We start from the raw sequence: 24868 nt of genomic DNA on the forward strand, positions 1-24868 counted from the left end.
TATAATATCGGTATTATTGCGCGATGTCAATACTTATTTGTTTGTTTACGTTTATTTATCTTGATTAATTGTTCAATTCCGTTTATGATTATATTGGATTAATGAGAATTAAACGGTTTCAAGGGGAGAAGTTTTTATGAAATATGCCATTGGAATAGATTACGGTACAGGGTCAGGAAGAATAATCATTGTTAATATTTATACAGGTGAGGTCATTTCCATTAGTGTTGTTAAATATAAAAGCGGTACAATTCAATCTAGCTTAAACAATCAACCGATTCCAAACACATATGCCTTACAAGATGCCACAGATTATATGGATGTGTTAATAGAAGGTATACCGTCAGCTCTAAAACAAGCAAATATAAACAAAGAGGATATTGTTGGGGTAGGTATCGACTTTACTTCATCAACGGTTGTCATTGCAGACGAACAATTGCAACCGTTAAGTTCAAAAGAGAATTTCAAAAATAACCCGCACGCTTATGTAAAGTTATGGAAACATCATGGTGCAAGTAAAGAAGCGGAAGAAATGTATGATATAGCAAAAGGTCATAATCACAACTGGCTTGGAAATTACGGATATAATGTAAGTAGTGAATGGATGATCCCTAAAGTGTTAGAGTTGATTCATCAAGATTCAGAAGTATTACATGAAACCGCGTACATTATGGAAGCAGGTGATTGGATCGTTTCAAATTTAATTGATGAAAATGTTCGAAGCAACTGTGCCCGCGGTTTTAAAACATTTTGGAACGAAGAAGATGGATTTTTTTACGACTATTATGAAAAACTTCACCCAAATTTGCCAAATGTAATAAAAGAAAAATTAGAAGGTCGTCTCGTAAAAATCGGCGAGCAAGCAGGCACATTAACACCGAAAATGAGTCAGATGTTAGGGCTTCCAAAAGGGTTACCAGTAGCTTCAGCCATTATTGATGCTCATTCAGCTTTACTTGGTGTCGGATCCATTCAAAAGAATCAGCTAACAATGGTCATGGGAACATCAACATGCCATTTAATGTTACATGAAGAGCAAAAACAAATTCATGGCATATCTGGCAGTGTTAAAGATGCGATTGTTCCAGGATTATATGCATATGAAGCAGGTCAATCGGCAGTCGGTGATCTGTTTGAACATGTCGTCCATCAAGTGCCAGAAAGCTATGAAAAAGAAGCGAGAGAGCGGAATATTTGCATTCATACGTTATTGGAAGAAAAAGCTGCTACAAAACGTGCAGGTGAAACAGGTTTAGTTGCTCTTGATTGGCATAATGGCAACCGATCTATTTTAAGTAACAGTAATTTAAGAGGTCTAGTAATCGGTCAAACTCTTCATACGAAAGTAGAAGATATTTATCGAGCATATATGGAAGCAACTGCATTCGGAACAAAGATGATCGCTGAATCATATAAAGATTGGGGCATGCAAATTGAGGAAATTTACGCATGTGGTGGACTCCCGCAAAAAAATGCGCTTTTAATGCAGATATATGCAGATATTTTAAATAAACCGATCCATGTATCCGCAACTGACTATGCACCAGCATTTGGCGCAGCCATATTAGGGGCTGTTGCGGGAAAAGGACATGAAACGATAGAAGACGGAATTAAACATATGAAGCAAGCATTACTTAAAACAGTTTATCCAATCGAAAAAAATGTGGCTATTTATCAGAAGTTATTTGAAATCTATAAAGAATTACATGATTTTTACGGAAAGACGCGGCCGGATTTTATGCAACAACTAAAAGAAATTTCTGAGTAAATAATGGTGTGCTTTCTAACTGCGGATAGAAAGCTTTTATCTTGTACAAAAAAGGCTTGAAACGAGAAATGAGCACTAACCGAATAAGGTTAGTGCTCATTTTTTCGCTTTCAGTTTAATAAGGTAATCCCCTCTACATGTAAAGTCAAAAATAAAACATGATTGAGTGAATAAACGACATGTCTTGTACGTGATCCTCACATATTAAGCCGATCAAGGACATGTCAAGAGGCACCGATTTAACACATACTATTTAGACTGACATATAATGAACAAACATACTTTCCACTACTTTTCGTAACACTAGTGGAGTATGAACAAAGGCACTCTCCTTATGCAAGCGTTCAGTTAATTTATGTGCATCTTTACCGAACGGACCAATATTTAATACGGGGGCTTGCAGTTTTTGCATCCCTTCAAACGGTATACTGTATACAGATCCCCACGCAGGTGTATTTAGTTTATACGCCCTCCATCCTTCATCATGCTTATCGTAATTAACATAACTTAAATCAGATATGCCATTAAAATAATGAACTTGTTTTGCATCAACATCACATTCTTTCTTTAAAGTTTCTTGCGTTAATTTAATTTTTTCTTGTATCAAGTCATCTTCTGTAGAATTAATTGCTGGATAATAAGGTGGTGCAAAAAATAGTATCGTTGCTGGTGCTAATTCTTGGCAATAGGACATTAAATGATCACAAAGTTGAATCGATATTTCTCGTTCATCAAGTCCGTTATTTTGTAAAATTTCCTTTTTGATCTTTTCAACTTTCACTTCACTTAATTTTTCATTTGCATAAGTTACTAATTCCCCATATTCTAATACATTTATGTTACCCAAAGGTTCAACATTTTCACGTTTACATATCGTCTCATAATCTTTTTGGCAAGCTTCCATCGCATTTAATGCAACATTTTTAAAAATCTCCATTATTTCTGCTGCATTTTTTTTCATTAAAAATACATTATAAAGTGCTGCCGTATGGTGGGATGTTTGGGTAGAATAGTCTTCCTTTAAATCATAATTCTTTAGGCAAATTGGTAATGGTGTCTTTTCACCATATACTTCTTCCGCAAAGTCTGGATTGAACTCCATCTCTTTTGTTAAATAGGATGCCATATAATGTCCTGTCATCCCGCTTAATGGTTCACCTGCATGTGTTTCTCTTCCATAAAAAAGCGCAGAAGGCATAATTTTGCCAATCGTACCGGAATAAATATAATAGTTTTCATCTTGTGGCTTTTGAGAAAAGGATGGTTCACTATTTAAAAATAGCGTATATTCCAAATCATATTGTTCGCTAATGGTATTTAATCCATCTACTGCCGCTCGCATTCCTGCTGAACCAACTTCTTCATCAGGCACAGTTAATAAGACTAAATTAATCGGCCATTTTTCCAAACTAGCAATCTCTAATAAATGTAAATGAAGGACAAGACCCATTTTCATATCCATCGTTCCTCGACCAAATAGATAATCACCTGATCTCAAATCTTCCTGTGCATCTAGCGGCAATTCTTTTATTCTTTCTTTAAATGCTTCTGTTAATGCTTTCGGATGGAAGGCTAAATCCTTTAATGCCCCAAATTCTTCCGTATGCACCGTATCAAAATGACTAATTAATACAATCGTTTTATTCGCTTCTCCACTATGATATAGGGCGGTAACAGCGTTTCTTCCTTTACCGGCATCATGAAAATGAATATGTGAGTTGTTTGTTTGAAAATAGGGAAGCTCCAATAATTTCTCTTTTATTTTATATGAAAAATCGATTTCTCCTTGTGTTCCTGTTCGGCTCTGCCAACTAACAACTTCGCATAATAAATCTTGTAATGCTTCTGGTTCGTTCCATTTCATATTTTTTTGTTCCATCTTGTTCCTCCTCGTAAATCTTCCTATACATTATGACTCTTCAGCATAATAACTTAAAAAGCGTTTCTCAACATTATTCATATGCACAATCATTTTACTTCTAGCCAAGACAACATCCTGCTTCTCTATTGCTTCAATAATGTCCAAATGCTCATAATAAGCTTCTTTAGCACTTTTAGGCACCGTTTTTGACAAAATTAAAAATGCCCGATTTATTCCCGTATTCATCCGATGAATAATCTTTCTTAACTCACTATTATTATTTCGAGATGCTAATAATAAATGAAATTCTCGATCTAATTCAATAAAATCATTATAATTATCTCGCTCTATTGCATCTAGCTGTTCGGCTGCATTATTTTTTAATAGATTAATAAAAGGCGTATCTACTTTGGAGATTATTTTTTCAATATTATATACCTCTAGTAAACTTCTTAATTCCATATATTCTAAGGAATTTTCTTTCGTAAAACTAGCAACAACGGCGGGGCGACCTGTTTGATGAATAATCAGACCCTCAGCAGCTAATCTGCCTAGTGCATCACGTAAAGGAGTACGGCTAATTCCTAAATTTTTCGCTAGTTTTTCCTCAGGAAGTTGTTCTTTATCTTTTAATTTACCATTTGTAATAGCTTGTTTTAACATCTTATATGCTTGATCCGCTAACGTTTCACTCTGTTTAATTTTTTTCATTCGTATCACCTTTTCACTTTATCGGTATACTGTATACAAACATTATAAATTATGTTATCCTATTTGTAAACACTTACAGATAATAATTTATCCTAACTATATTATAAAAAGTGTTATATATCAACATTGGAGGGATTTCATGGAACACTTAAGTAAAGAGATTATTAGTAGGACAGAACAATACGGGGCAAATAACTACTTACCCCTACCTGTAGTGATCGCAAAAGGTGACGGAGTATGGGTAGAAGATCCTGAGGGAAACCGCTATATGGATTTGTTAAGTGCTTATTCGGCAGTTAATCAAGGACACCGTCATCCTAAGATTATTGCCGCTTTTAAAGAGCAAGCAGATCGTGTCACACTAACATCACGTGCTTTTCATAATGATCAACTCGGTCCATGGTACGAAAAGATTTGTACATTAACGAACAAAGAAATGGCACTACCAATGAATACAGGAGCAGAGGCTGTTGAAACAGCAATTAAGACAGCTCGTCGCTGGGCATATGATGTAAAGGGGGTTGCGGAAGACAAAGCTGAAATAATCGCCTGCGTGGGTAACTTCCATGGTCGTACGATGGCTGCTGTTTCGCTTTCATCAGAAGCATCCAACAAGCGTGGATTTGGCCCTATGTTACCTGGCTTTAAAGTAGTACCATTTGGAGATATAGAAGCATTACAAGCAGCGATCACTGAAAACACTGCTGGCTTTTTAATCGAGCCTATCCAAGGAGAAGCTGGTGTAAATATACCTCCTGAAGGATTTCTAAAAGAAGCTTATGATCTTTGCCAGCAAGAAAATGTTCTTTTCATTGCCGATGAAATTCAAGCTGGTCTTGGTAGAAGTGGTAAGTTTTTAGCATGTGAATGGGAAAATGTTGACCCTGATATCATCATTTTAGGAAAAGCTCTTGGTGGTGGTGTATTCCCGATTTCTTGTGTCGTTGCTAATAAGGATATTCTTGGTGTATTTGAACCTGGTTCACACGGTTCTACATTCGGAGGAAACCCATTAGCGTGTGCGGTATCGTTAGCTGCACTTAACGTTATCGTTGATGAAAAACTTCCTGAACGATCTAATGAGCTTGGCCAATATATGGTAAATGAGTTACGGAAGATAAACAACCCTATTATTAAAGAAATTCGTGGAAAGGGATTATTTATCGGGATGGAGTTAACGGAAGAAGCTCGCCCTTATTGCGAAAAGTTGATGGAGGAAGGTTTGCTTTGTAAAGAAACACATGACTTTGTGATTCGTTTTGCGCCTCCTTTAGTGATAAGTCAAGAAGATTTAGATTGGGCAATTGAAAAAATTAAAAAGGTAATGGAAGTATAATTTAGCGCTCTAATAAAATGCCCCCTGCATCGACACTAAATGTGATGTAGGGGGTTTTTTATTCTACTCGAAGCTAGATGTTATTGACGATATGTTTCGGTTTTTCACCGTTTACGACACGAACAACATTTTGTGCCGTTCTCGTTTGTAATTCTTCTTCTGCTTCAATTGAGAAATAGGCAGCATGTGGTGTAATGATAGTCTCTTCTATAGACAAAAGCTCATTCTCTTTATTGGGAGGTTCAATTGTTAAAACATCTAGACCTGCACCCGATAAATGCTTTTCTTTTAATAACTTTACTAAATCTTCTTCTTGTATGATGCCTCCACGACATGTATTAACAATTATCGCACCTTTAGGTAATGATTTCATCTTTTCATAATTTAATATATTTCTTGTTTCATCTGTTAATGGTACATGTAAACTTAATAAATTAGATTGCTGAAGAAGCGTGTCGAAATCAACAGATGTTACGCCATATCCCTCAAAAATAGCTTCCTCTACATATTTATCATGTGCTATTATTTTCACGCCAAAAGGGATAAAGCGTTTTACTACTTCGCGAGCAATTTGACCAAATCCGAATAAGCCGATGACAGTATTACTTAGACGATAGATTGGCTGGGTGTCTGTTGGATTCCAAATGCCTTCTTTGACATTTTTATTATAAGAAAATAATTTTCGTAGCAGTGTAAGGCTAAGAGCAATTGTATGATCAGATACTTCTTGCACACAATAATCAGGCATATTACATACATATATTCCTTTTTTTGCTGCTGCCTCCAAATCTACATGATTGAAACCCATACCAAATGTAAAGACCGCCTTACAATTTTCAAGTCGGCTAATTAAATTAGCGTCGCATGGAAAGCCAACTTGTGCAACCACAGCATCGGTGTTTACACCAAATTCCTCTAAATCTTTATCGAAGTTAGTTTTGGTAGTAACTTTATATTCAATGTTATGCTCTCTATAAACTTCAAATTCTTTATCATGGGTTAATCCTTCATCGTCTAGAATCCACACTTTTGCTTTATTTTTCAAGCGCTTTCCTCCTCGAATATTATGTTTACAGAATTATCCCTCTATTCCCTCTATCGTTGATCTTAATTCAAAAAGCTTGGTAACCAAAGGGAAAGTGTAGGGAAAAAGGTGATCACGATAATACAAATTACCATCGAAATGATAAATGGAATGATAGCAGATACTATTTTCTCAAACTTTACATTACCAACGCTTGAAGCAACAAATAAGTTTACACCGAGTGGTGGTGTGACAAATCCAATTGCTAAGTTAGCTACTAAAATAACACCAAAATGAATTGGATCCACCCCTACCGTTGTAACAATCGGTAAAAGGATTGGGGTTAAAACAACGAGAGCTGAAATAGTATCAATGAACATACCTACAATAAACAATAATATATTAATCGCAAGTAAGATGATTATTGGACTCTCGGAAAGGCCTGTTAGGAAAGTTGCAATATCATTAGGTATCTGTTCCAAGGTCATAAAATAGGCAACAGAAACAGAAAGACCAATAATAATCATCGTTGTCGCATTAATAACTACAGCTTCCAAAAAACTATCATAAATTGTTTTAATATCAAGTTCCTTATAAATAAATAAGCCAATAATTAACGCATATACAGTTGCTACTACTGCTGCCTCAGTTGGTGAAAAAATCCCACCATAAATTCCTCCCAGAATGATTACCGGTATTAATAAGGCCCATTTTGCATCATATAGGGATTTTAATACATCCTTAAAAGAAAAAGCTTCTATTTTATCCGGTCGATAGTTTCGTTTTTTAGAAATGATATATGAAGTTATCATTAACGCTATACCAATAAGTAAACCTGGGATGATCCCAGCTAAAAACATACTACCGACTGAAACACTACCAATTACTCCATATAAAACAAATGGTATACTTGGCGGGATAATCACACCAATTGATCCCGCAGCCGCTGTGACAGCGCCGGCAAATCCACCATCATATTTCCTAGTAATCATAGCCGGAATCATAAAACCACCTATGGCAGCAACAGTTGCTGGACCTGATCCAGAAATAGCAGCAAAAAACATACAAGCAACGATCGTTACTAGGGAAAGTCCACCAGTCATCCAGCCAACAATAGAGCTTGCTAGATTCAATAATCGCTTGGATACACCACCTTTACTCATCAGAATACCCGCAAGCATAAAAAAAGGAATAGCTAACAACGGAAAAGAATCTAAAGAGGTAAACGCTTTTTGTGTAATAATATCTAATTGGAGTGTCGTTCCAAAATAGATAGCAACTAAAGCAGAAACCCCCAATGAAATGGCAATTGGTACGCCAATTAACAAACATAAAAACAATGTCCCAAAGAGGAGTGCGATTGTCATACGATCAGCTCCTCCTTTTCCTTAGAAAAATCTTTTTTAGCATAAGTAATTATTTGTTGCACTAATCTAATTGCCATTCCCGCTCCCCCTAATGGAATAGCTAGGAATAAAATCCAAAAAGGGATTTGGATGGCGGGCGATACTTGTGCGTAATTCATACTATCAATTACCAATTTTGTACCGAAAATCGCTAAAAATAATGCGAGAGAAAACCAAATGATTGTACCAGTAATTTCAAGTACTTTTCTTACTTTTCCATGAAACAGATTTATAAAAGCTTCCACCCTAATATGTTGGTTTAGTTTTACTGCATAGCTTGCTCCAATCCAGACCTGAAAAATATGAATGTAACGTGCCAATTCTTCTGTCCAAACAGGAGCAGATTGTAGTATATATCTTCCTATTACCTGTCCAAATATTAAGATAACCATTACCGCTAAAGATAGTACTAACAATAGCTCTTCAAATTTCGAAAATATCTTCTTCATTTCGCACATCCTCTTGTTAGATGATTAAGCTACTTTATCACCTAAAACACTAAGATAGATTTTATTTATTAATTTCAATTGCTTGATCAACAATATCCTCACCAATTTCGGATTTAAACTTATCATAGACAGGCTCTGCTGCATTTCTGAACACTTCTATTTGCTCTTCCGATAATGTGTTAATTTGCATCCCGCTTTCTTTTAAGCTCTCTAACCATTCTTTATCCTGTTCTTGAGCAATTTGTCTTTGTTCATCACGGTATTCTTCTGCAGCTTCGTTAACTAAAGATTGTAAATCTTCTGGTAAGCTATTGAAAAATTCATTATTCATTAAAAGAATAGTTGCCGCATAAAAATGACCTGAAATAGTTAAATAATCCTGAACTTCATAGAATTTATTTGTGTAATACAATGAAATAGGAGATTCCATTGCATCGTAAGTTCCTTGCTGTAAAGCTGTATACAATTCACCAAAAGCAAAAGGGGAAGCATTTGCACCATAAGTTTTAAATGTCTCCGTGTGCACAGGATTTTCCATCGATCTTAATTTTAACCCCTTTAAATCTTCTGGTTTTTCAATAGGACCATCGTTATTTGAAATATGTCTAAATCCATTTTCCGCATAAGCTAAACCTTTTAGTCCATCCGATTCTAATTCTTTTAATAATTCCTGTCCCAATGACCCATCAAGAGTTTTATAAACTGATTCATAGTCTTTAAACAAGAAAGGTAAATCAAAAACCATAAACTTTTTATTAAAAGAAGCTACAGGTGCTAAAGCCGGGATTGTCATTTCAACATTATTCAATTGAACAGCCTCAATCGCTTCTCTATCAGAAGGATATAGTTGACCATTAGGGTATAACTCTACACTGATTCTTCCTTCAGATTCATTCTCTAACTTTTCTTTAAATGTTTTAGCAGCTAAATGTGTCGATTGTTCTTCAGATACCAAATATGCCACCCTAATAGTATATGATTTATCATCATCATTAGTATTCTTATCTGTTGGTCTACCACATGCAGATAAGATGAGTGTAAATAAGCTTAAAATAATAATACATTTTCTCATCTTTTTTCCTCCGTGTACTATACATGTTTATTGAAAAGCTATTTTTTAGTCATTTTGCATATCTATTTCATCTGTTAAAATGATCCCCCCCATAAATGAATGAAACTTTGTATCTTTTTTTGCATTTTAAGAGACTTAAAACGCATTGATCATTTGTAAATGCTTACAAATCTGCATAAAAATGTAGAATTTAATATTCTATATACAACAGAAGTGATTAAAAAAGCATAAACATTTACAAACAGAATAACATAAACTAAAATATTTGTACACAGTATACAGAAAAGTGGGAGTGGTTAAATGTTAAAAAAGATAAATAGCCGGGTGAAAGGTATTGAAGTTCCTAGTATTCGGGTATTTTCAAATCAAGTTGTGCAATTTGACGATGGGATAAACCTAACGATCGGAGAACCTGATTTTCCAACACCGGAGAAAGTGAAACAAGCAGGAATGAAGGCAATAAATAATAACTTGACTGGTTACTCACATAATGCAGGATTATTCGAATTAAGAAAAAGTGTTTCACGATTTTTTGAAGAAAAATATGGATTTTATTATAACCCTGAAAATGAAATCGTCATCACCACTGGTGCCAGCGAAGGAATTGACTCTGTACTAAGAACTATTTTACAAGAGGGAGATGAAGTTATCCTTCCTGCACCTATTTATTCCGGATATGAACCAATCATTCACCTAAATGGCGCAAAAGTTGTCTACCTTGATACATCAGAAACGGATTTCATACCAGATCCACATAGGCTAGATAAGCTAATGACTGAAAAAACGAAGGCGATTATTTTAAATTATCCCTCCAACCCTACAGGAGTGACAATAGGGAAAGAAGTAATGGATCGACTCGTACACATATTCAAAAAACATAGCATTTTTGTCCTAACAGATGAAATCTACAGTGAAAACACATTTAATGAAAAGCATCTTTCCTTTGCTGCATATCCAGAATTAAGAGACCAGTTATTTTTATTACACGGTTTATCTAAATCTCATGCAATGACAGGCTGGCGAGTTGGTTTTGTACTAGGACCAAATAATATAATGCAGCATGTGCTAAAAGTACACTTATATAACTCAATCTGTGCCTCCCTGCCAAGCCAGTATGCTGCGATTGAGGCGTTGACATCGAATAGAGATACACCAGCAACAATGAATCAAGCGTATATAGAACGGAGAAATTTTGTACAAAAAAGATTACAGCTAATGGGATTAAAGGTTATTCAGCCAACTGGAGCGTTTTATATCTTTCCATCGATAAAAAAGACCGAGCTAACTTCACTAGAATTTGCGACGAGACTTTTACATGAAGGGCATGTTGCTGTCGTACCAGGAAGCGGTTTTACATCATTCGGAGAAGGATATCTTCGTATCTCTTATGCCAATTCAATGAAAAACTTAGAATTAGGGATGGATCGATTGGAGAATTTTATTCATAATCTTTCATAGTGAAATAGTTTTGGAGGATTATTAAATAAAAATGATACAAGTACATCTACTCTCTCTTGTCATATTTTTATATTCTAAGTAGCAAGCACTTATCTTACTAATTTTTTCATGAAAGTGTTTACAAAAAAGATATTTTCTTTTATACTACCTGTATTCAGTATACTTATTTAAAGGAAATAGTTGAGTTAGAATAGGATAAAAGGATTGTAACGTGACTATGAATGAATAAATACTTAAATAATACGAATAACAATTGCGTTACTAGTGACCATGATAAAAACTCGATAAAGTAATATTTTGTATCTCTAAATGTATACAGTATTCAAAGTATTAGGTCATTATAAAATTAGTTTGATGCTCTCAAAGTTTACGAAGCTAGTCATTTTCACAAAAAGTATATTTACGCGATACAATCCCTTTTATACGACGAAGTTTTAATTTATTTTAACTAATTACACAGGAGGAATGTTCATGTTACATTATCAGCGAACAGAGTATGGCAAGCTAAAAAAAGTGTTGTTATGTCGGCCTAATTATTTAAAAATTCATACGCCCATCAATGTTATTCAAGAAAAACACTCCGTCAATAACATTGATACAGAGCTTGCTTGTAAAGAGCATGATCAATTTATTAATGCTTTGGAAGAGGAAGGAGTTGAGGTAGTCCTTGGTCACAATCATGAACGTTACCCTTATGAAGTTAATACACGTGACTTAGGAGTGACAACCCCTAAAGGAATCATTTTTGGCAGATTTTACAGTCCTTTTCGTTGGGGAGAACATCGACTTATTGAACAAACATTTCAAGAAAATGACATCTATATCTATGACAAGCATACAGAAGGTACATTTGAAGGCGGAGATTTTATGTATATAGATGAAAATACGGTTGCTATTGGTATTGGAATACGAACAAGTCTTGTTGGGGTAAGACAATTAGAAAATACATTGAGTGATTTAGGTATAGAAGTCATAACTGTAGATTTTGCGGAAGAGTATCTGCATTTAGACATGATTATGAATGTTATCGGTGAGAAAACAGCTGTTATTTGTGAAGAGGCACTCCCTACGCATATGATAGACAAATTAAAAGAAAAAGATTTTACATTAATAAAAGTATCAAAGGACGATGTGTTTTTGCATAAATGTAATTTATTAAGCATCGGTGACAACACTATTATTTCTCATAATCAAGCTGAGGATATAAATGAACAACTTCAACAACTTGGATTTAGAATAATTCAATTGGATCTTAAAGAGGTGTTAAAAAGTGGCGGTGGACCGCGTTGTATGAGTTTCCCATTACTAAGAGAATAATATAAATATTTGGAGAGTGATAAAATGGAAACACAAAGGGAGGAAGTCACAAGCTATAAAATCTCTAAAAAAGGAGTATTAAAATTTCTTATTCCCTCTTTATTTGGAGTAGCAATATTTTTATTTCCGATAAAAGATGGAACTAGTTTTAATATTCCATTGGGTCTTATTACAGAATATTTGATTGATTTACTATCAAATTATTTACCGCTTATTATTACTTACACAATGATCATATCAACTTTATTCTCTTTAGTGACTTACTTTTTCAAACCAGGTATATTGATGAAATCAAAGTTTTTAGATTCCCTTTTCAATGTTACTTTATCTTGGTTGATGATAAGAGTGATAGGAACTATATTTGCTGTTATGACGTTTTATGATTTTGGGCTTAAAATGATCATCTCAGAAAGTACTGGCGGAACGATACTTGGTTTATTAACTACCTTGATTATTTGGTTTTTAGTTGCTTCATTTTTAATGCCATACTTAATTAATTTTGGCATCATGGAATTTACCGGGACACTGCTAAGAGGATTTATTAAACCATTATTTACGTTGCCTGGCCGTTCAGCTATTGACTTGTTAGCATCTTGGATTGGGAATGTGAATGTCGGTGTAGTATTAACTCGTGAGCAATACTTAAGTGGATTTTATTCTGGACGAGAAGCAGTGGCGATTGCAACAAACTTTTCAACCGTATCTCTTCCTTTCTGTTTGGTTATTGCCAGAGTATTAGAAGTGGATCATTTATTTCCAGTGTTTTATTTAACGGTTGTAATTGCAGGGATTATATGCGCAATCATTATTCCTAGAATTCCACCAGTATCTAAGATTCCCGACACGTTCTACGTAGAAAATAATTATACAGAGAATGTGCCAAAAAACATGTCAAAATTCAAATGGGCTATGACACAAGCCGTAAAAAGAGCTGAAAGTGCTGGATCTTTTAAAGAGCAAGTAAAACAAGGCTATGAAGTATTCGCTGGAATAGCATTTACGTTGATTCCACAAGTAATGGCAATTGGTACCATTGCATTAATTATTGCCGAGTATACGTCATTCTTTTCGATTATTTCACAGCCAATGGTTTACGTGTTACAATTATTTCAACTTCCTGAAGCTGAAATGGCGGCACCTGCAACCATCGCTGGTTTTATCGATATGTTTATGCCCGCAATACTCGCATCTGACATTGAAGCTGAAATTACTCGATTTTTCATAGGAGCATTATCTCTTGTCCAAATTATCTATTTAACAGAAATGGGGACATTATTAATCGTTTCTAAAATGCCTGTCAACTTATGGAATTTATTCGTTATATTTATCGAAAGAACTTTCATTTCTATACCAATCATTGCCCTAATTGCACACATTATTTTTTGAAGCTATATGAAAGCGCCTTCAAATCCTACTATATGAAGGTGAATGTTTCAAGTGGTTAATCCGTGAATATCTATCATACTCATAAAAAATGGTTTCCATATCAAAGAACAATGATGGAAACCATTTTTAAGTTACTTTCGGCTATAATAGCTTAACCTCTTTTTTAACCAAGAAAATGATATATAACCATTATTCATTTTTTTGATCACAAGAATAATATTATTGCCTTGGCAATAACACAATTCACCAATTCCAAACATGACTGATCCTTTGCCATCATACGATACCCCTTCATACAAGTAGGTAAATGATCATAAATTATTAGTTACCCTCACACGGCTCTATATATTTCTAACATAAAATTTACTAGTGTGCTAAACGGGGCTCTCTTGTAAAAAGTAAGCATATTAAATATGCTTAAACGATCAAAAAACGCTTTACAATAGAGCTTCGCATTTCATAAAGAAGCTTTTTGTTGCGTCTTTTGAGCATGTAATTGCTATTTTATGATTTTCTCATCTCTGAATATGGCTCGCACACCTTGATTCAATTCCTTCCTACTGAACAAATCCCCCAATAAGGAATTGGTCTTGTAACATAACGAGATATTGACCATCATCACGTGTTACGTCCACATCGACTTCAACTGCATCAAGTAATGAATCAACTTTACGATAATTATTACTTAAAATCTCCATGTTTTTCGAAATTAGTTCCTCTTCTTCTACTTTCCCTTCCATAACAACATCATATATCTCATCTTCTGTTTTCGCATAAATATCCGTATCATCAATTCCTTGAACAGAAATGGTTACGACGATATTATCAGGCGATTCCAGCTTAGCGCCTACTACCTCATACTTAGTCGTCGCAATTGCTTCAAGAAATGCGTCTGTTAACTCTTCTACTTCATCATCTGACACACCAGTACCCACCATATTGTCTTTCGTATTTTGTACATACATCTCCTTAAAAAAGTCACGTTGGAGTTCTGCTTCTGACTTTTTTTCATCATCTGACATGGAATCAGGTGCCTTCTTAATAAATCCTTCTACGTTTTGAAAGACGGTCGCTTCAATAAGTGCTTCTAGATATGCAGATGCTTCTTTTTCATATTGCTTAATTTCTTTATCAGTAAGATCCGCTACATCCCCAGTTTCTTCCCTTTTGTCATCATTATTTAATCCTTCATCATTTTCAATCGTTGCAACTAATTTTTCGATTTCACCAACATTATCATACTTTTTGTATTCATTTGTAATAGTTGTTTTTGTTTCTTCATCTTCATCATAGAATACATAATCTAATTTTTGATCTATCTTTTCAATTAAATACGTTGAGCTATCAATAATTAGTGTCAAATCTAATGATTTTACTTCAATATCGAAATATTCTAGCATCTCATCGAAATCATCTGTTCCAGTAAGTTCAAAGTATGCCAATGCTTTTCCTAATAACTCTTTATCCTCTTTTGTCCCATTGTAGGTAAGTAAATATTTACCTTTTTCTTTTTCCATATCAAATTTCCCAAAAATTTCTCCATCAATTTGTTTGAAAAATTTAAGTGGATTCTGATGATGCTTCACTTTGTTTTCTAGATCTATAAAAATGGACGAACGACCCCACGATTCAACTTCACCATCTATATATTCGACAAGAAGATCATCTTTGTCAATAAAAACTGCGATATCATCTTCGTTAAACTTAATATGGCTTTCTTCATTTTTAAAGTCAATTTTCATCAACCCAGTATCCGTGTAATCACCTAGATCTTCTGTAAATGTCACTTCTACAGCGTCTACTTCAGCATGTGCTTCAACCGCTTTTTTTAAAACTGCGTCAGGAGAGGAGCTCATTAATACACTGTCTAAAACAGAACTACATCCCCCAAGTATAAATATAATCATTATCATACATATTGATAGCCTTTTATTCAATGTTAAATTCTCCTTTTCTCGTGTTCAAGCTACTCTATTATACGATAAGACTAGCATCGTTCACATAGAAAAAGACCAAAATGATTACAAATTCCTATCAAATTTATTACATCATTACTACTATGAAAGTATTCTTTTCCCATTTAAAGGATTTTGCATGAGTAAATAACTAAGTAAAATGAATGATTTTTTCAGAAGGCTATAAATTTACAATCATTCTTCTGATGATAAATAGCCATGTAATCCCGCAAGTAAAGCATCTATTACTGGTAAGGAATTGACAATTTGAATATTGATATTTAAATCTCCTAATAACGGGCTAATATAATAATAGGTTCGATCATCCGTTAAAATAGTTTGTGGTACCCCTTCTACTTGGTGAAAAACATGAATTAACTCTTTTTGTGCGATGAATGGGTCAATGCGTTGCTCATACATTTCATGGTGAATAATTATTTCTTTATCATGATCTGCAACCATGACAGCTACAGGGAAAATCGGACGCTCTTTTTGTTCCACTTTAATTGGCATATTTACATAAGTAAGGGTAAACTCAATGGTCATAGGTAATGTTCTTCTCATTTTTTTTACTCTTTTCAGGCACAATTCTGAAATGGTTAATTCCACTTCCGGATTTGCTGCCAAGAAAGCGTTCAAGTCAAGGACGAAATTGTTAAACGTATCCGTTTTATCAGGTTTTGCTTTTACAAATATTTTTTCATCTTTTAATAAGTCTGGCAATTGTAACCCAGTTTGAATTTCCTTATGCAATAATAACGTTTCTTCCATAGCAAGTAGGACCATCCTTGCTTCGTCATTTTCCATCAACCATGGGTATAATCCAGGTTTAAAACTGACAAAAGAAGGCCATGCTTTTTTACCCCGAAATGGGATATCGTACATTTTAATTAAATTGTATTCCGAGCGGTCTAAATCTGTGCGATTTTCGAAACTAACTAATAAACTATGTTGACGTTGTAAGATTTCAAACTCATTTCGATCGCTCGTTAACGTATCAAGTAAAGCGAAAAAACCATCCATCCCAATATATACTGTTAACCCATACATCTCTTCTGCATTACCAATGACAGAACAAAACATATATTGTTCAGAAACAGGATCAAGTATTGCAAAAATGAGTTCATCAGACATTTCTTCCCATGGCTTTATTTGCTGAAATTGTTTGGCCATTAGTAAGGTCTCTGGCCAATAATCGATCACTTCTTCCTGAAAAAAGTCGGGATGCATATGATCTGTCCATTTCGTTAGACGTTGATTAATTTCATCTACTAACTTTTTGGAGTTGTTGTATTCCAAATCAATATTTCCCATTAATAATTCCCCTCGACTATTTTCGGGCGGGGCAAGATTTATGGCTTTACTACATCTTGGGTAAGGGACATCCGTTTCTTTCGTTTTGATTGATTCTAGCAAGATTTCATGTTCCCAATTGTCTCCATAATCATACAAATACATTATTTTATCGTTTTCTTGCACAAACCAATCCCTTAACATTTCTTCTTTTTCTATCAGTCTTTTTTCCGTATTTAATGGTGAATGCTCAAATTGATCGTATTCTTCGGGAGAAATTTCTACCCCATTCATATCTTTACCATCAGTTCTCTTAACGGTAAATTCATGCAAATGACTATCGGTCCAATTGAATGTCTCTTGTAATAAAAGATGTAAATCATAAAAAGTATGTTGAGCATCGATTTCAACTGTACGTGTTACTAGTACTCCAACATGCTGCAATGTTACGTTTAATTCTAATATCATTTTGTCACCCCACTTATTTATCCTATTTATTAGCATTCAAAAAATCCTTCATAATTTGTTGTAGTTAAAATAAAGGATTATACTATGTAATAATTTAATAGTCAGGAAGCTCAGTTTATATTGTCCCATACTAAATAGTAATATGTCTAGAGCTTCTCGTAAATGAATGGGAATAACAGTTGTTACTCTACCGCCCCTCTATAGTTAGTTCTATTCGTTTTTATTTATTTGTATTTTATGATGATCCAGCTGAAAAGTATCGTCATTTAGGGGCAATCTATTAGTAGATTAAAATAGATGGAGACTTCCGTGGAAAAGTAACATCGGAAAATTTAAACAAAGAGCGGTTTATAACCATCTGAAGATCTTAGAGTCATCGACTGCAAAAAGCCATTTATTCCTAAATTCCATTAAATAATTATGCCAATAAATTTGACAACATCATAATAAATATTTAAGTATAAAACAGGCCGCCAATGAAGTTTCTCGACAGCCTGACTAACCATCATTCTCAATATACTGTTTACTATTTATTTAACAACTAATACAGGACAATTTGCCCTTTTTACTACTTTATAACTAACACTACCTAGAACCATTTCTTGAAACATATTTAATCCTCTACTACCAATAACTAATAAATCAAAATGATCGTTATTAGCGTATTCGACAATTGTGGGGCCTGGTTCTCCGTGTAATAACTGAATTTGATAAGGGATACTATTTTTTTGTAATTTTTCGGTACTAGGTAATAAACGTTTTCGACGATTCATTTCTAATTCTTCTTTTCCTGATGCATGAAGAACCTCTTTTTTGGCTTTATCATACTCAATAACGAGCAAAACCTCTACATAACAATCAGTGACTAATGAAGCAATTTTAATCACTTCATCTGTTGCACGTAAAGAGTGCTCTGATCCGTCTACTGCCAATAAAATTTTTTTATACATCATTTCCACCTCTTCCCTATATTACACATCTGAGATTGCTAGTTTATCGACCATTTTTTTACTAAAAGAATTTAGCCCCTTGATCGTAACATCATTTTTATTTTCTTTTAACTTAAGTACGACCTTATCAATCGCTCCAACAGCCGAGTCATCCCATACATGTGATTCTGTAAAATCAATAATAATATTCGTTTCTTTTACAGTGAAATCAAATGAATCTACAAAGTTTTCTACCGAGGCAAAAAACAATTGTCCCTTTATATTATAAAAAAGTGAATGATCTTTTTTCTTTTTTATCACTTCTATTTTAGAAATTTTGGCAACGAAAAAGATGGCACTTAAAATAACTCCAGCAATTACTCCTTTAGACAAGTCATTAGTTGCTACAACAATTATGACCGTCACTAACATAACCGCTGCATCTGTTTTCGGTGCTTTTACTACATAAGAAAATGAGGACCAGTCAAATGTCCCGATGGAAACCATAATCATAATACCTACAAGGACTGGCATCGGAATTTGAACCACCAAATCTCCCAAAACAATAATTAAAAACATTAAAAAAGAACCTGCAACAAAGGTAGAAAGCCTTCCTCTCCCACCTGATTTTACGTTGATAACAGATTGACCAATCATTGCACATCCAGCCATCCCACCGAAAAATCCGTTGATGATATTGGCAATTCCTTGGCCACGTGACTCTTTGTTTTTATCACTTTCTGTATCCGTCATATCATCAACAATTGAAGCTGTTAATAATGATTCTAGTAATCCAACAATTGCTAGTGCAAAAGAATATGGTAATATAATCAACAATGTTTCTAGTGAAAGTGGAATATTCGGGATTAAAAAGACTGGAAGTGTCTTAGAAATTTCTCCTAAATCACCGACTGTTCGTAAATCGATATGTCCAAACATCGCTATCGTCGTCAAAATGATAATCGCAATGAGCGGTGCAGGAATTGCTTTAAAAAACCTTGGCAATACATAAACGATAACCAAAGTAACCGCAACAAATAGATACGTCATATTCGATATTCCTAAAAAATGTGGCACTTGCGCCATAAAAATAAGAATTGCAAGTGCATTGACAAATCCAATCATAACTGCCCTTGGAATAAACTTCATCACTTTTGCTATTTTACAAACACCAAAAATAAATTGAATAATACCTGTTAATATCGTTGCAGCGAGTAAGTACTCTAGCCCATGTTCCTTAACAAGTGGTAACATGAGCAAAGCCATCGCACCTGTTGCCGCGGAAATCATTCCAGGTCGTCCACCAACAAATGCAATAATGACAGCGATACAAAAGGAAGCATATAACCCTACCATTGGGTCAACACCTGCTATAATTGAAAAGGCAATGGCTTCTGGAATTAATGCTAATGCAACAACAATACCAGCAAGTATATCTCCCCTAATATTTGAAAACCATTCTTGTTTGATCCGTTCAATCACTTTATCGTACTCCTTTATGTAATAAACATCTACTATTGATGACAGGGAATGATACTGTAAACTCTACTTTTACAATTCTCTATTCAAAAAAGGCACGCGGGGACACCGCGTGTCCTTCCTACCACTTATCGAAAGGCATGTTTTAAAGACACTACAAATTATCATGAATCCTCTTCTTATGCAATAAGACTTCATTCGTTCACCAACAAATGGAACGTTTTCTAGTGTAACATCATTTGTTTCAAAAGGGAACCATTTAGGGAATCTTTGGATTAGAAATTATGCTATAATATGAAAAGCATAAATAAATGAGGGGATACATTGTTAATTGGATATGCTAGACCTTTACATAATGACCTTAATTGTGAGCAACAAATAAAAATATTAACAACCAATCAATGTGGAAAACTTTTTTTAGAAAATCATGCATCAGCTAAACGAAGAATAGAACTTGATAAGATGATTACCGCCCTTAATCAAAAGGATAAAGTTACGATATGTAAACTGTATGCAATTGCTGATTCGACTCATCATTTAGTTGAAGTCATTACTGCCATTCATGAAAAAGGGGCCTTTTTGCATTCAGTTAAAGAAGACATTGACACAAGTAATCATGGAGGCTATTCCCTTGAATTTATTGTCAAACAGCTTGCCAATTTTCAAAGTGATCTAATAAGTGAGAAAACGAGAAAAGGAATATATAAGGCAAAACAAAAAGGAATTAGTACAGGACGACCGCGAAAGCCGGATGCAAATGTACAAAAGGCAATCTTAATGTACGAGAGTAAAAAATATACATTACAAGAAATAAGAAATGAAACGGGGATAAGTAAATCAACCTTATATCGATATTTAGAAACATAATGTTTACACATTCTACAATAAATGTGCCGCAAGCGGGAGTCGATGAAGCTATAGAAGTGCAATTTTTGTGATAGAGGATACCATTTACACTATAGCCGGTTTTCGTTGGATAGCGAGTGATCGTCTAACATAACTTTTCATACATTCCACCAAACGAACATAAGCGTACAATGGAAAAGATGCTTTACGCTTGTGGATCATTAAGGAGAATCGAAAAATAAATTGTGCATAACATGAAATTTCATGTTATGCACAAATTCTGTAGAACCACTTCTAATTAAAACCTTTTAATTAACTTTTTTCTTTAATAAACCTAACATGATGGCCGTAATGACAGTGCCAATTATGATCGCTAACAAGTATAAAAATGGATTTCCTTCAATGATTGGGATGACGAATATTCCGCCATGTGGTGCTGGTAACCCAATATTAAATAACATCGATAAACCACCTGCTACAGCTGAACCAACGATAATCGACGGAATAACCCGGGCTGGATCAGCAGCAGCAAAAGGAATCGCTCCTTCTGTAATAAACGATGCACCCATAATATAGTTCGTTTTTCCAGCATCACGCTCTTGTTTTGTAAACTTTCTTTTAAACAAAGTAGTCGCTAATGCAATACCAAGTGGTGGTACCATTCCGCCTGCCATAATTGCTGCATGTGGTGTTAAAATTCCATCTGCAATCATCGCAATCCCAAATGTATAAGCAGCTTTATTAATTGGCCCACCCATATCAACTGCCATCATCCCGCCTAAGATGACACCTAATATAATGGCGTTCGATGTACCCATTCCCGATAACCAGCCACTGAGCGCTGTGTTAAACATTCCAACAGGTTTTTGAACGATGAAAAACATAATCATACCTGTAAAAAAGATACTTAGGACAGGATAAATCAGGATTGTCTTTATTCCTTCTAATGACTGGGGCATGTTTTTTAAGAGGCTTTTAAGGAAAACAACAATGTAACCTGCTAAAAAACCTGCAATCATTCCACCAATAAATCCTGCGTCACTTTGTGCAGCCATAAAACCTCCGACCATACCCGGTGCAAGTCCAGGTCGATCAGCGATACTCATTGCAATAAAACCAGCAAGAACTGGAATCATAAGTCCAAATGCATTGCCCCCACCGATCGTATGCAGTGCTTCAGCAAAACGGTTATAGTCTGGACCACCTGGGATATGTGATTCAATTCCAAATAAGAAACCTAACGCAATCAATATTCCGCCACCAACAACAAATGGTAGCATATTTGAAACACCATTCATTAAATGCTTATAAAATGCGGGTTGTTTTGGTGTTTCTTCTTTGGTTTCGCTCGCTTCCATTTCCAAAATTGGTGCATCCTCGCTTACAATTCGTTCAATTAACTTATCAGGCTTTCTAATTCCGTCTGCCACACCCGCTTCCACTACTCGTTTTCCTCTAAATCGTTCCTTATCTACTTTTGTATCAGCAGCAATAATAATTCCATCCGCACGTTCGATATCTTCAGCGGTTAATACATTTTTCGCTCCACTTGAGCCACGTGTTTCTACTTTCATTTGTACACCGAGTTCCTTCGCTTTTTCCTTCAATGCCATCTGCAGCCATATACGTATGTGCAATACCTGTAGGACATGCTGTAACAGCTAAGATAAACTTACTTTCCATTTCTTGAACATGTTGTTCTTCTTTTTCTACTCTAGTAGTCTCCTTCTCATCAATTAAGGATAATATTTCTTTTGAAGAAGTTGCCTTCATCAACTGCTCTCTAAATGGAATTTCCATTAACAACTGAGATAATCTAGCAAGCGTGTCTAAATGTTCATTGTTTGCTTCTTCACTTGCTGCAATCATAAAAAACAAATGACTTGGTTGCTGATCTAGTGCTTCAAAGTCAATTCCACGTTTAGAACGACCAAATACAATGGATGGAACTTTTACGGCATTTGTTTTTGCATGTGGAATGGCAACTCCTTCCCCAATCCCCGTCGAACCTTGCTTTTCTCTTTCCCAAATTGCTTGTGTAAACAGTTCTTTTTCCACTAATTTTCCAGCGGCAAATAGTTTTTCAACTAATTCATCAATTGCTTTTGATTTAGTTGATGCTTCCAAATCTAAAATAATCGTATCCTCTGCAAGTAATTCTGTAATTTTCATGCTTATTCCCCTTTCAAATGAGATATTTTCACTTTCGTAAACAGATCAAACACTTCTTGTTTATGACATAGATCGTCAGAATACGCTGTCGCTGAACCAGCTGCAACCCCTTGTTGGAATGCATGTTTCACATTGCCTTTTTGAACAAAGGAAGCAAGAAACCCTGCAACAAGTGAATCACCAGCACCGACAGAACTTTTTAATGTTCCCCTTGGTGTTTCTCCACTTAAAATAATCTGTTCATTCACAAAAACAGCCCCGTCTTTCCCCATCGACACTATGACATTTTGTGCACCTAGTTGAACGAGCTTTTTAGCACCTTTTACTGCATCTTCCTTATTGTGAATGTCCATCCCAACGATTTCACTCAGTTCAGCTTGATTTGGTTTGACCAACAAAGGTTCATAGATTAATAAATCTTTTAATGCTTGGTGAGGAATATCGACAATAAGTGAAACACCTTTTTCACTGCATCTTCGCGCCATTTTTTCATAGATAGAAAAAGAAACAGAAGCTGGTAAGCTACCCGATATAACTAAATAATCCTTTTTCGTTAATTGTTCCAGTTTTTGTAATAATGCAGCTTGATGTTGCTCTGCAATGGAGGCACCTTGATCATTTACTTCGGTTTCTTCATTTGCCGTTTTGATTTTCACATTTATTCTCGTCGGTTGTTCCTGTTTCACAAAATTTGTCCGAATTCCGATCTTTTTGATACTTTCTTCGATAAAATCCCCTGTAAATCCGCCGATGAATCCTAGTGCTACAGAAGACATTCCTAAATTGTGGAGAACTCTTGATACATTAATTCCTTTCCCACCTGGATAAAATGCCGTATGCTCAATTCGATTTAACATACCGAGAGAAAGGTTTTCCGTTTCGATATGATAATCGACAGATGGATTTAACGTACAAGTATAAATCATGTTTCAACCACCTCAATTGTCGTTTTTTCTTTGAATGAATTTAGATTTTTTTCATGCGTTTCATTTGTAATAATGACTGCTTCCTCTATATTAGCGATATGCGCAAAGGTAACCTCGTGGAATTTCGTATGATCTGCAAGGACAAATACACGATGACCTTGCTTCATGGCACAAGCTTTAATTGCTGCTTCTTCAGGATCTGGAGTCGTATATCCATCATCCAAATGAATGCCGTTTACACCAATAAACGTTTTATCAAAGCGATACTTCCGCAAACTTTCCATAGCTAATTGACCGATTAATGCTTCTGTTCTTGGTTTAATAAAACCACCTAAAAGATATGTTTCGATGTTTCTTTCAAGTAACGGCCTAAAATGACTAAGACCATTCGTCACCACCGTTATTTCTTTTGCATTTATATATGGAATCATTTGATTAATAGTCGTACCCGCATCTAAAAAAACACAATCACGATCTTGAATAATACTTGCGGCATATGCTGCAATCCTATTTTTTTCTATTATATTTTTATTTGTTTTTTCGATCATGCTCGGTTCTACTTTTATTTGTTGGATAAGGGAGGCACCACCGTGTACACGCTTTAGTTTATTTTCCTTTTCAAGTTGAACTAAATCACGACGGATCGTTGATTCAGATGTTTGCAATTTCTCAACTAACTCTTGAACTTTAACAATTTTCTGTTTTTTCAATAGACATATTATTTTTTCGTGGCGTTCTGCTGTTAGCAATATTACCACCCCTCTCTGTTACAAAGCTTTTATCTACTTCTAGTTTAAATAGAATGTCTTTATAAGTCAATCATTTTCGGTCAAATACAATCAAAATCATTCATATAAATGACTGATTCATGATATATTTGTTAAGCCATAAACAAAAAAAGACCAGATAGGTACCGACCCCCGAAAGTTAGAGTAGAAAATCTAACTTTCGGGGGTGTTTTTATGGCCAAATATAGTGAAGAATTTAAACTAAAGCTTGTCACCGAGTATTT

At 34.8% G+C, this 24868-nt stretch carries 18 protein-coding genes and 1 pseudogene; 6 read left to right on the forward strand and 13 right to left on the reverse strand.

All coding sequences use genetic code 11. From position 1 onward, the window contains the following. Positions 1–136: 136 nt before the first annotated feature. A complete protein-coding gene (locus DFR56_RS20140) occupies positions 137–1768 on the forward strand; it encodes a ribulokinase (protein WP_110397252.1) in 1632 nt (543 codons plus the stop codon). A 253-nt stretch (positions 1769–2021) separates the two neighbouring features. Here the strand turns inward: DFR56_RS20140 and DFR56_RS20145 are convergent, their stop codons facing one another. Both DFR56_RS20145 and DFR56_RS20150 read right to left on the reverse strand, forming a co-directional pair. Continuing rightward, entirely contained in the window at positions 2022–3647 is a 1626-nt protein-coding gene (locus tag DFR56_RS20145) for a M20/M25/M40 family metallo-hydrolase (protein ID WP_244916598.1), read from the reverse strand. 30 nt (positions 3648–3677) lie between these two features. Continuing rightward, positions 3678–4340, reverse strand: a complete 663-nt coding sequence (locus tag DFR56_RS20150; protein WP_110397253.1) for a GntR family transcriptional regulator — start codon at positions 4338–4340, stop codon at positions 3678–3680. 139 nt (positions 4341–4479) lie between these two features. On the opposite strand from DFR56_RS20150, the gene DFR56_RS20155 reads away from it, so the two are divergent. Then, positions 4480–5676 (forward strand): ornithine--oxo-acid transaminase, encoded by a 1197-nt coding sequence (locus DFR56_RS20155; RefSeq protein WP_110397254.1) that lies wholly within the window; start codon positions 4480–4482, stop codon positions 5674–5676. A 73-nt stretch (positions 5677–5749) separates the two neighbouring features. On the opposite strand, the gene DFR56_RS20160 is transcribed toward DFR56_RS20155, so the two are convergent. From DFR56_RS20160 to DFR56_RS20175, 4 genes are all read right to left on the reverse strand, one after another. Beyond that, complete coding sequence (locus DFR56_RS20160; RefSeq protein WP_158525740.1) at positions 5750–6721, reverse strand: C-terminal binding protein; 972 nt, start codon at positions 6719–6721, stop codon at positions 5750–5752. Positions 6722–6783: 62 nt separating this feature from the next. After that, entirely contained in the window at positions 6784–8067 is a 1284-nt protein-coding gene (locus DFR56_RS20165; protein WP_110397256.1) for a TRAP transporter large permease, read from the reverse strand. Then, positions 8064–8555: a TRAP transporter small permease gene (locus DFR56_RS20170; protein WP_110397257.1), complete on the reverse strand. Its 492-nt coding sequence runs from the start codon at positions 8553–8555 to the stop codon at positions 8064–8066. Before DFR56_RS20170 ends, DFR56_RS20165 begins: the two co-directional genes overlap by 4 nt. Positions 8556–8616: 61 nt before the next feature. Beyond that, entirely contained in the window at positions 8617–9627 is a 1011-nt protein-coding gene (locus tag DFR56_RS20175; RefSeq protein WP_110397258.1) for a DctP family TRAP transporter solute-binding subunit, read from the reverse strand. A 300-nt stretch (positions 9628–9927) separates the two neighbouring features. Here DFR56_RS20175 and DFR56_RS20180 point away from each other — a divergent pair, with 300 nt between their 5' ends. The 3 genes from DFR56_RS20180 (at position 9928) to DFR56_RS20190 (ending at position 13788) form a co-directional block, all read left to right on the forward strand. Further along, positions 9928–11085 carry an aminotransferase class I/II-fold pyridoxal phosphate-dependent enzyme gene (locus DFR56_RS20180; protein WP_110397259.1) on the forward strand — a complete coding sequence of 386 codons (1158 nt, stop codon included), beginning with the start codon at positions 9928–9930 and terminating at the stop codon, positions 11083–11085. A gap of 471 nt (positions 11086–11556) precedes the next feature. Beyond that, positions 11557–12402 (forward strand): dimethylarginine dimethylaminohydrolase family protein, encoded by an 846-nt coding sequence (locus DFR56_RS20185; RefSeq protein WP_158525741.1) that lies wholly within the window; start codon positions 11557–11559, stop codon positions 12400–12402. A gap of 24 nt (positions 12403–12426) precedes the next feature. Further along, on the forward strand, positions 12427–13788 hold the full coding sequence (locus DFR56_RS20190; protein ID WP_110397261.1) for a YjiH family protein: 1362 nt from the start codon (positions 12427–12429) through the stop codon (positions 13786–13788). A gap of 557 nt (positions 13789–14345) precedes the next feature. On the opposite strand, the gene DFR56_RS20195 is transcribed toward DFR56_RS20190, so the two are convergent. The 4 genes from DFR56_RS20195 to DFR56_RS20210 form a co-directional block, all read right to left on the reverse strand. Continuing rightward, complete coding sequence (locus DFR56_RS20195) at positions 14346–15725, reverse strand: membrane-attack complex/perforin family protein (RefSeq protein WP_207519474.1); 1380 nt, start codon at positions 15723–15725, stop codon at positions 14346–14348. Positions 15726–15938: 213 nt separating this feature from the next. After that, a complete protein-coding gene (locus DFR56_RS20200; protein ID WP_158525742.1) occupies positions 15939–17504 on the reverse strand; it encodes a plasmid pRiA4b ORF-3 family protein in 1566 nt (521 codons plus the stop codon). Between the two features lie 530 nt (positions 17505–18034). Then, the gene (locus DFR56_RS20205) at positions 18035–18454 is read right to left on the reverse strand and encodes a universal stress protein (protein ID WP_110397264.1); all 420 of its coding nucleotides are present in this window, start codon (positions 18452–18454) and stop codon (positions 18035–18037) included. A gap of 21 nt (positions 18455–18475) precedes the next feature. Then, positions 18476–19915, reverse strand: coding sequence for a SulP family inorganic anion transporter (locus DFR56_RS20210; RefSeq protein ID WP_110397265.1), 1440 nt, complete (start codon positions 19913–19915; stop codon positions 18476–18478). Positions 19916–20236: 321 nt separating this feature from the next. Between DFR56_RS20210 and DFR56_RS20215 the strand changes: the two genes are divergently transcribed. Next, the gene (locus DFR56_RS20215) at positions 20237–20779 is read left to right on the forward strand and encodes a recombinase family protein (RefSeq protein ID WP_110397266.1); all 543 of its coding nucleotides are present in this window, start codon (positions 20237–20239) and stop codon (positions 20777–20779) included. Between the two features lie 287 nt (positions 20780–21066). Here the strand turns inward: DFR56_RS20215 and DFR56_RS20220 are convergent. The 3 genes and pseudogenes from DFR56_RS20220 to DFR56_RS20230 all read right to left on the reverse strand — a co-directional run bounded on the left by DFR56_RS20220 (position 21067) and on the right by DFR56_RS20230 (position 24605). Beyond that, positions 21067–22930: pseudogene (locus tag DFR56_RS20220) on the reverse strand (PTS fructose transporter subunit IIABC). A gap of 2 nt (positions 22931–22932) precedes the next feature. Further along, positions 22933–23856 carry a 1-phosphofructokinase gene (gene pfkB / locus DFR56_RS20225; RefSeq protein ID WP_110397267.1) on the reverse strand — a complete coding sequence of 308 codons (924 nt, stop codon included), beginning with the start codon at positions 23854–23856 and terminating at the stop codon, positions 22933–22935. Then, positions 23853–24605: a DeoR/GlpR family DNA-binding transcription regulator gene (locus DFR56_RS20230; protein ID WP_110397268.1), complete on the reverse strand. Its 753-nt coding sequence runs from the start codon at positions 24603–24605 to the stop codon at positions 23853–23855. Before DFR56_RS20230 ends, pfkB begins: the two co-directional genes overlap by 4 nt. Positions 24606–24868: the final 263 nt, after the last annotated feature.

This window comes from Pseudogracilibacillus auburnensis (assembly GCF_003201975.1).
GTDB classification, from domain to species: domain Bacteria; phylum Bacillota; class Bacilli; order Bacillales; family Amphibacillaceae; genus Pseudogracilibacillus; species Pseudogracilibacillus auburnensis.

Bases quoted from the DNA above. Each gene is read 5' to 3' on its own strand.
- DFR56_RS20140 (WP_110397252.1), top strand. From the start codon at position 137: ATGAAATATGCCATTGGAATAGATTACGGTACAGGGTCAGGAAGAATA.
- DFR56_RS20145 (WP_244916598.1), bottom strand. From the start codon at position 3,647: ATGGAACAAAAAAATATGAAATGGAACGAACCAGAAGCATTACAAGAT.
- DFR56_RS20150 (WP_110397253.1), bottom strand. From the start codon at position 4,340: ATGAAAAAAATTAAACAGAGTGAAACGTTAGCGGATCAAGCATATAAG.
- DFR56_RS20155 (WP_110397254.1), top strand. From the start codon at position 4,480: ATGGAACACTTAAGTAAAGAGATTATTAGTAGGACAGAACAATACGGG.
- DFR56_RS20165 (WP_110397256.1), bottom strand. From the start codon at position 8,067: ATGACAATCGCACTCCTCTTTGGGACATTGTTTTTATGTTTGTTAATT.
- DFR56_RS20170 (WP_110397257.1), bottom strand. From the start codon at position 8,555: ATGAAGAAGATATTTTCGAAATTTGAAGAGCTATTGTTAGTACTATCT.
- DFR56_RS20175 (WP_110397258.1), bottom strand. From the start codon at position 9,627: ATGAGAAAATGTATTATTATTTTAAGCTTATTTACACTCATCTTATCT.
- DFR56_RS20180 (WP_110397259.1), top strand. From the start codon at position 9,928: ATGTTAAAAAAGATAAATAGCCGGGTGAAAGGTATTGAAGTTCCTAGT.
- DFR56_RS20185 (WP_158525741.1), top strand. From the start codon at position 11,557: ATGTTACATTATCAGCGAACAGAGTATGGCAAGCTAAAAAAAGTGTTG.
- DFR56_RS20190 (WP_110397261.1), top strand. From the start codon at position 12,427: ATGGAAACACAAAGGGAGGAAGTCACAAGCTATAAAATCTCTAAAAAA.
- DFR56_RS20200 (WP_158525742.1), bottom strand. From the start codon at position 17,504: ATGATATTAGAATTAAACGTAACATTGCAGCATGTTGGAGTACTAGTA.
- DFR56_RS20205 (WP_110397264.1), bottom strand. From the start codon at position 18,454: ATGTATAAAAAAATTTTATTGGCAGTAGACGGATCAGAGCACTCTTTA.
- pfkB (WP_110397267.1), bottom strand. From the start codon at position 23,856: ATGATTTATACTTGTACGTTAAATCCATCTGTCGATTATCATATCGAA.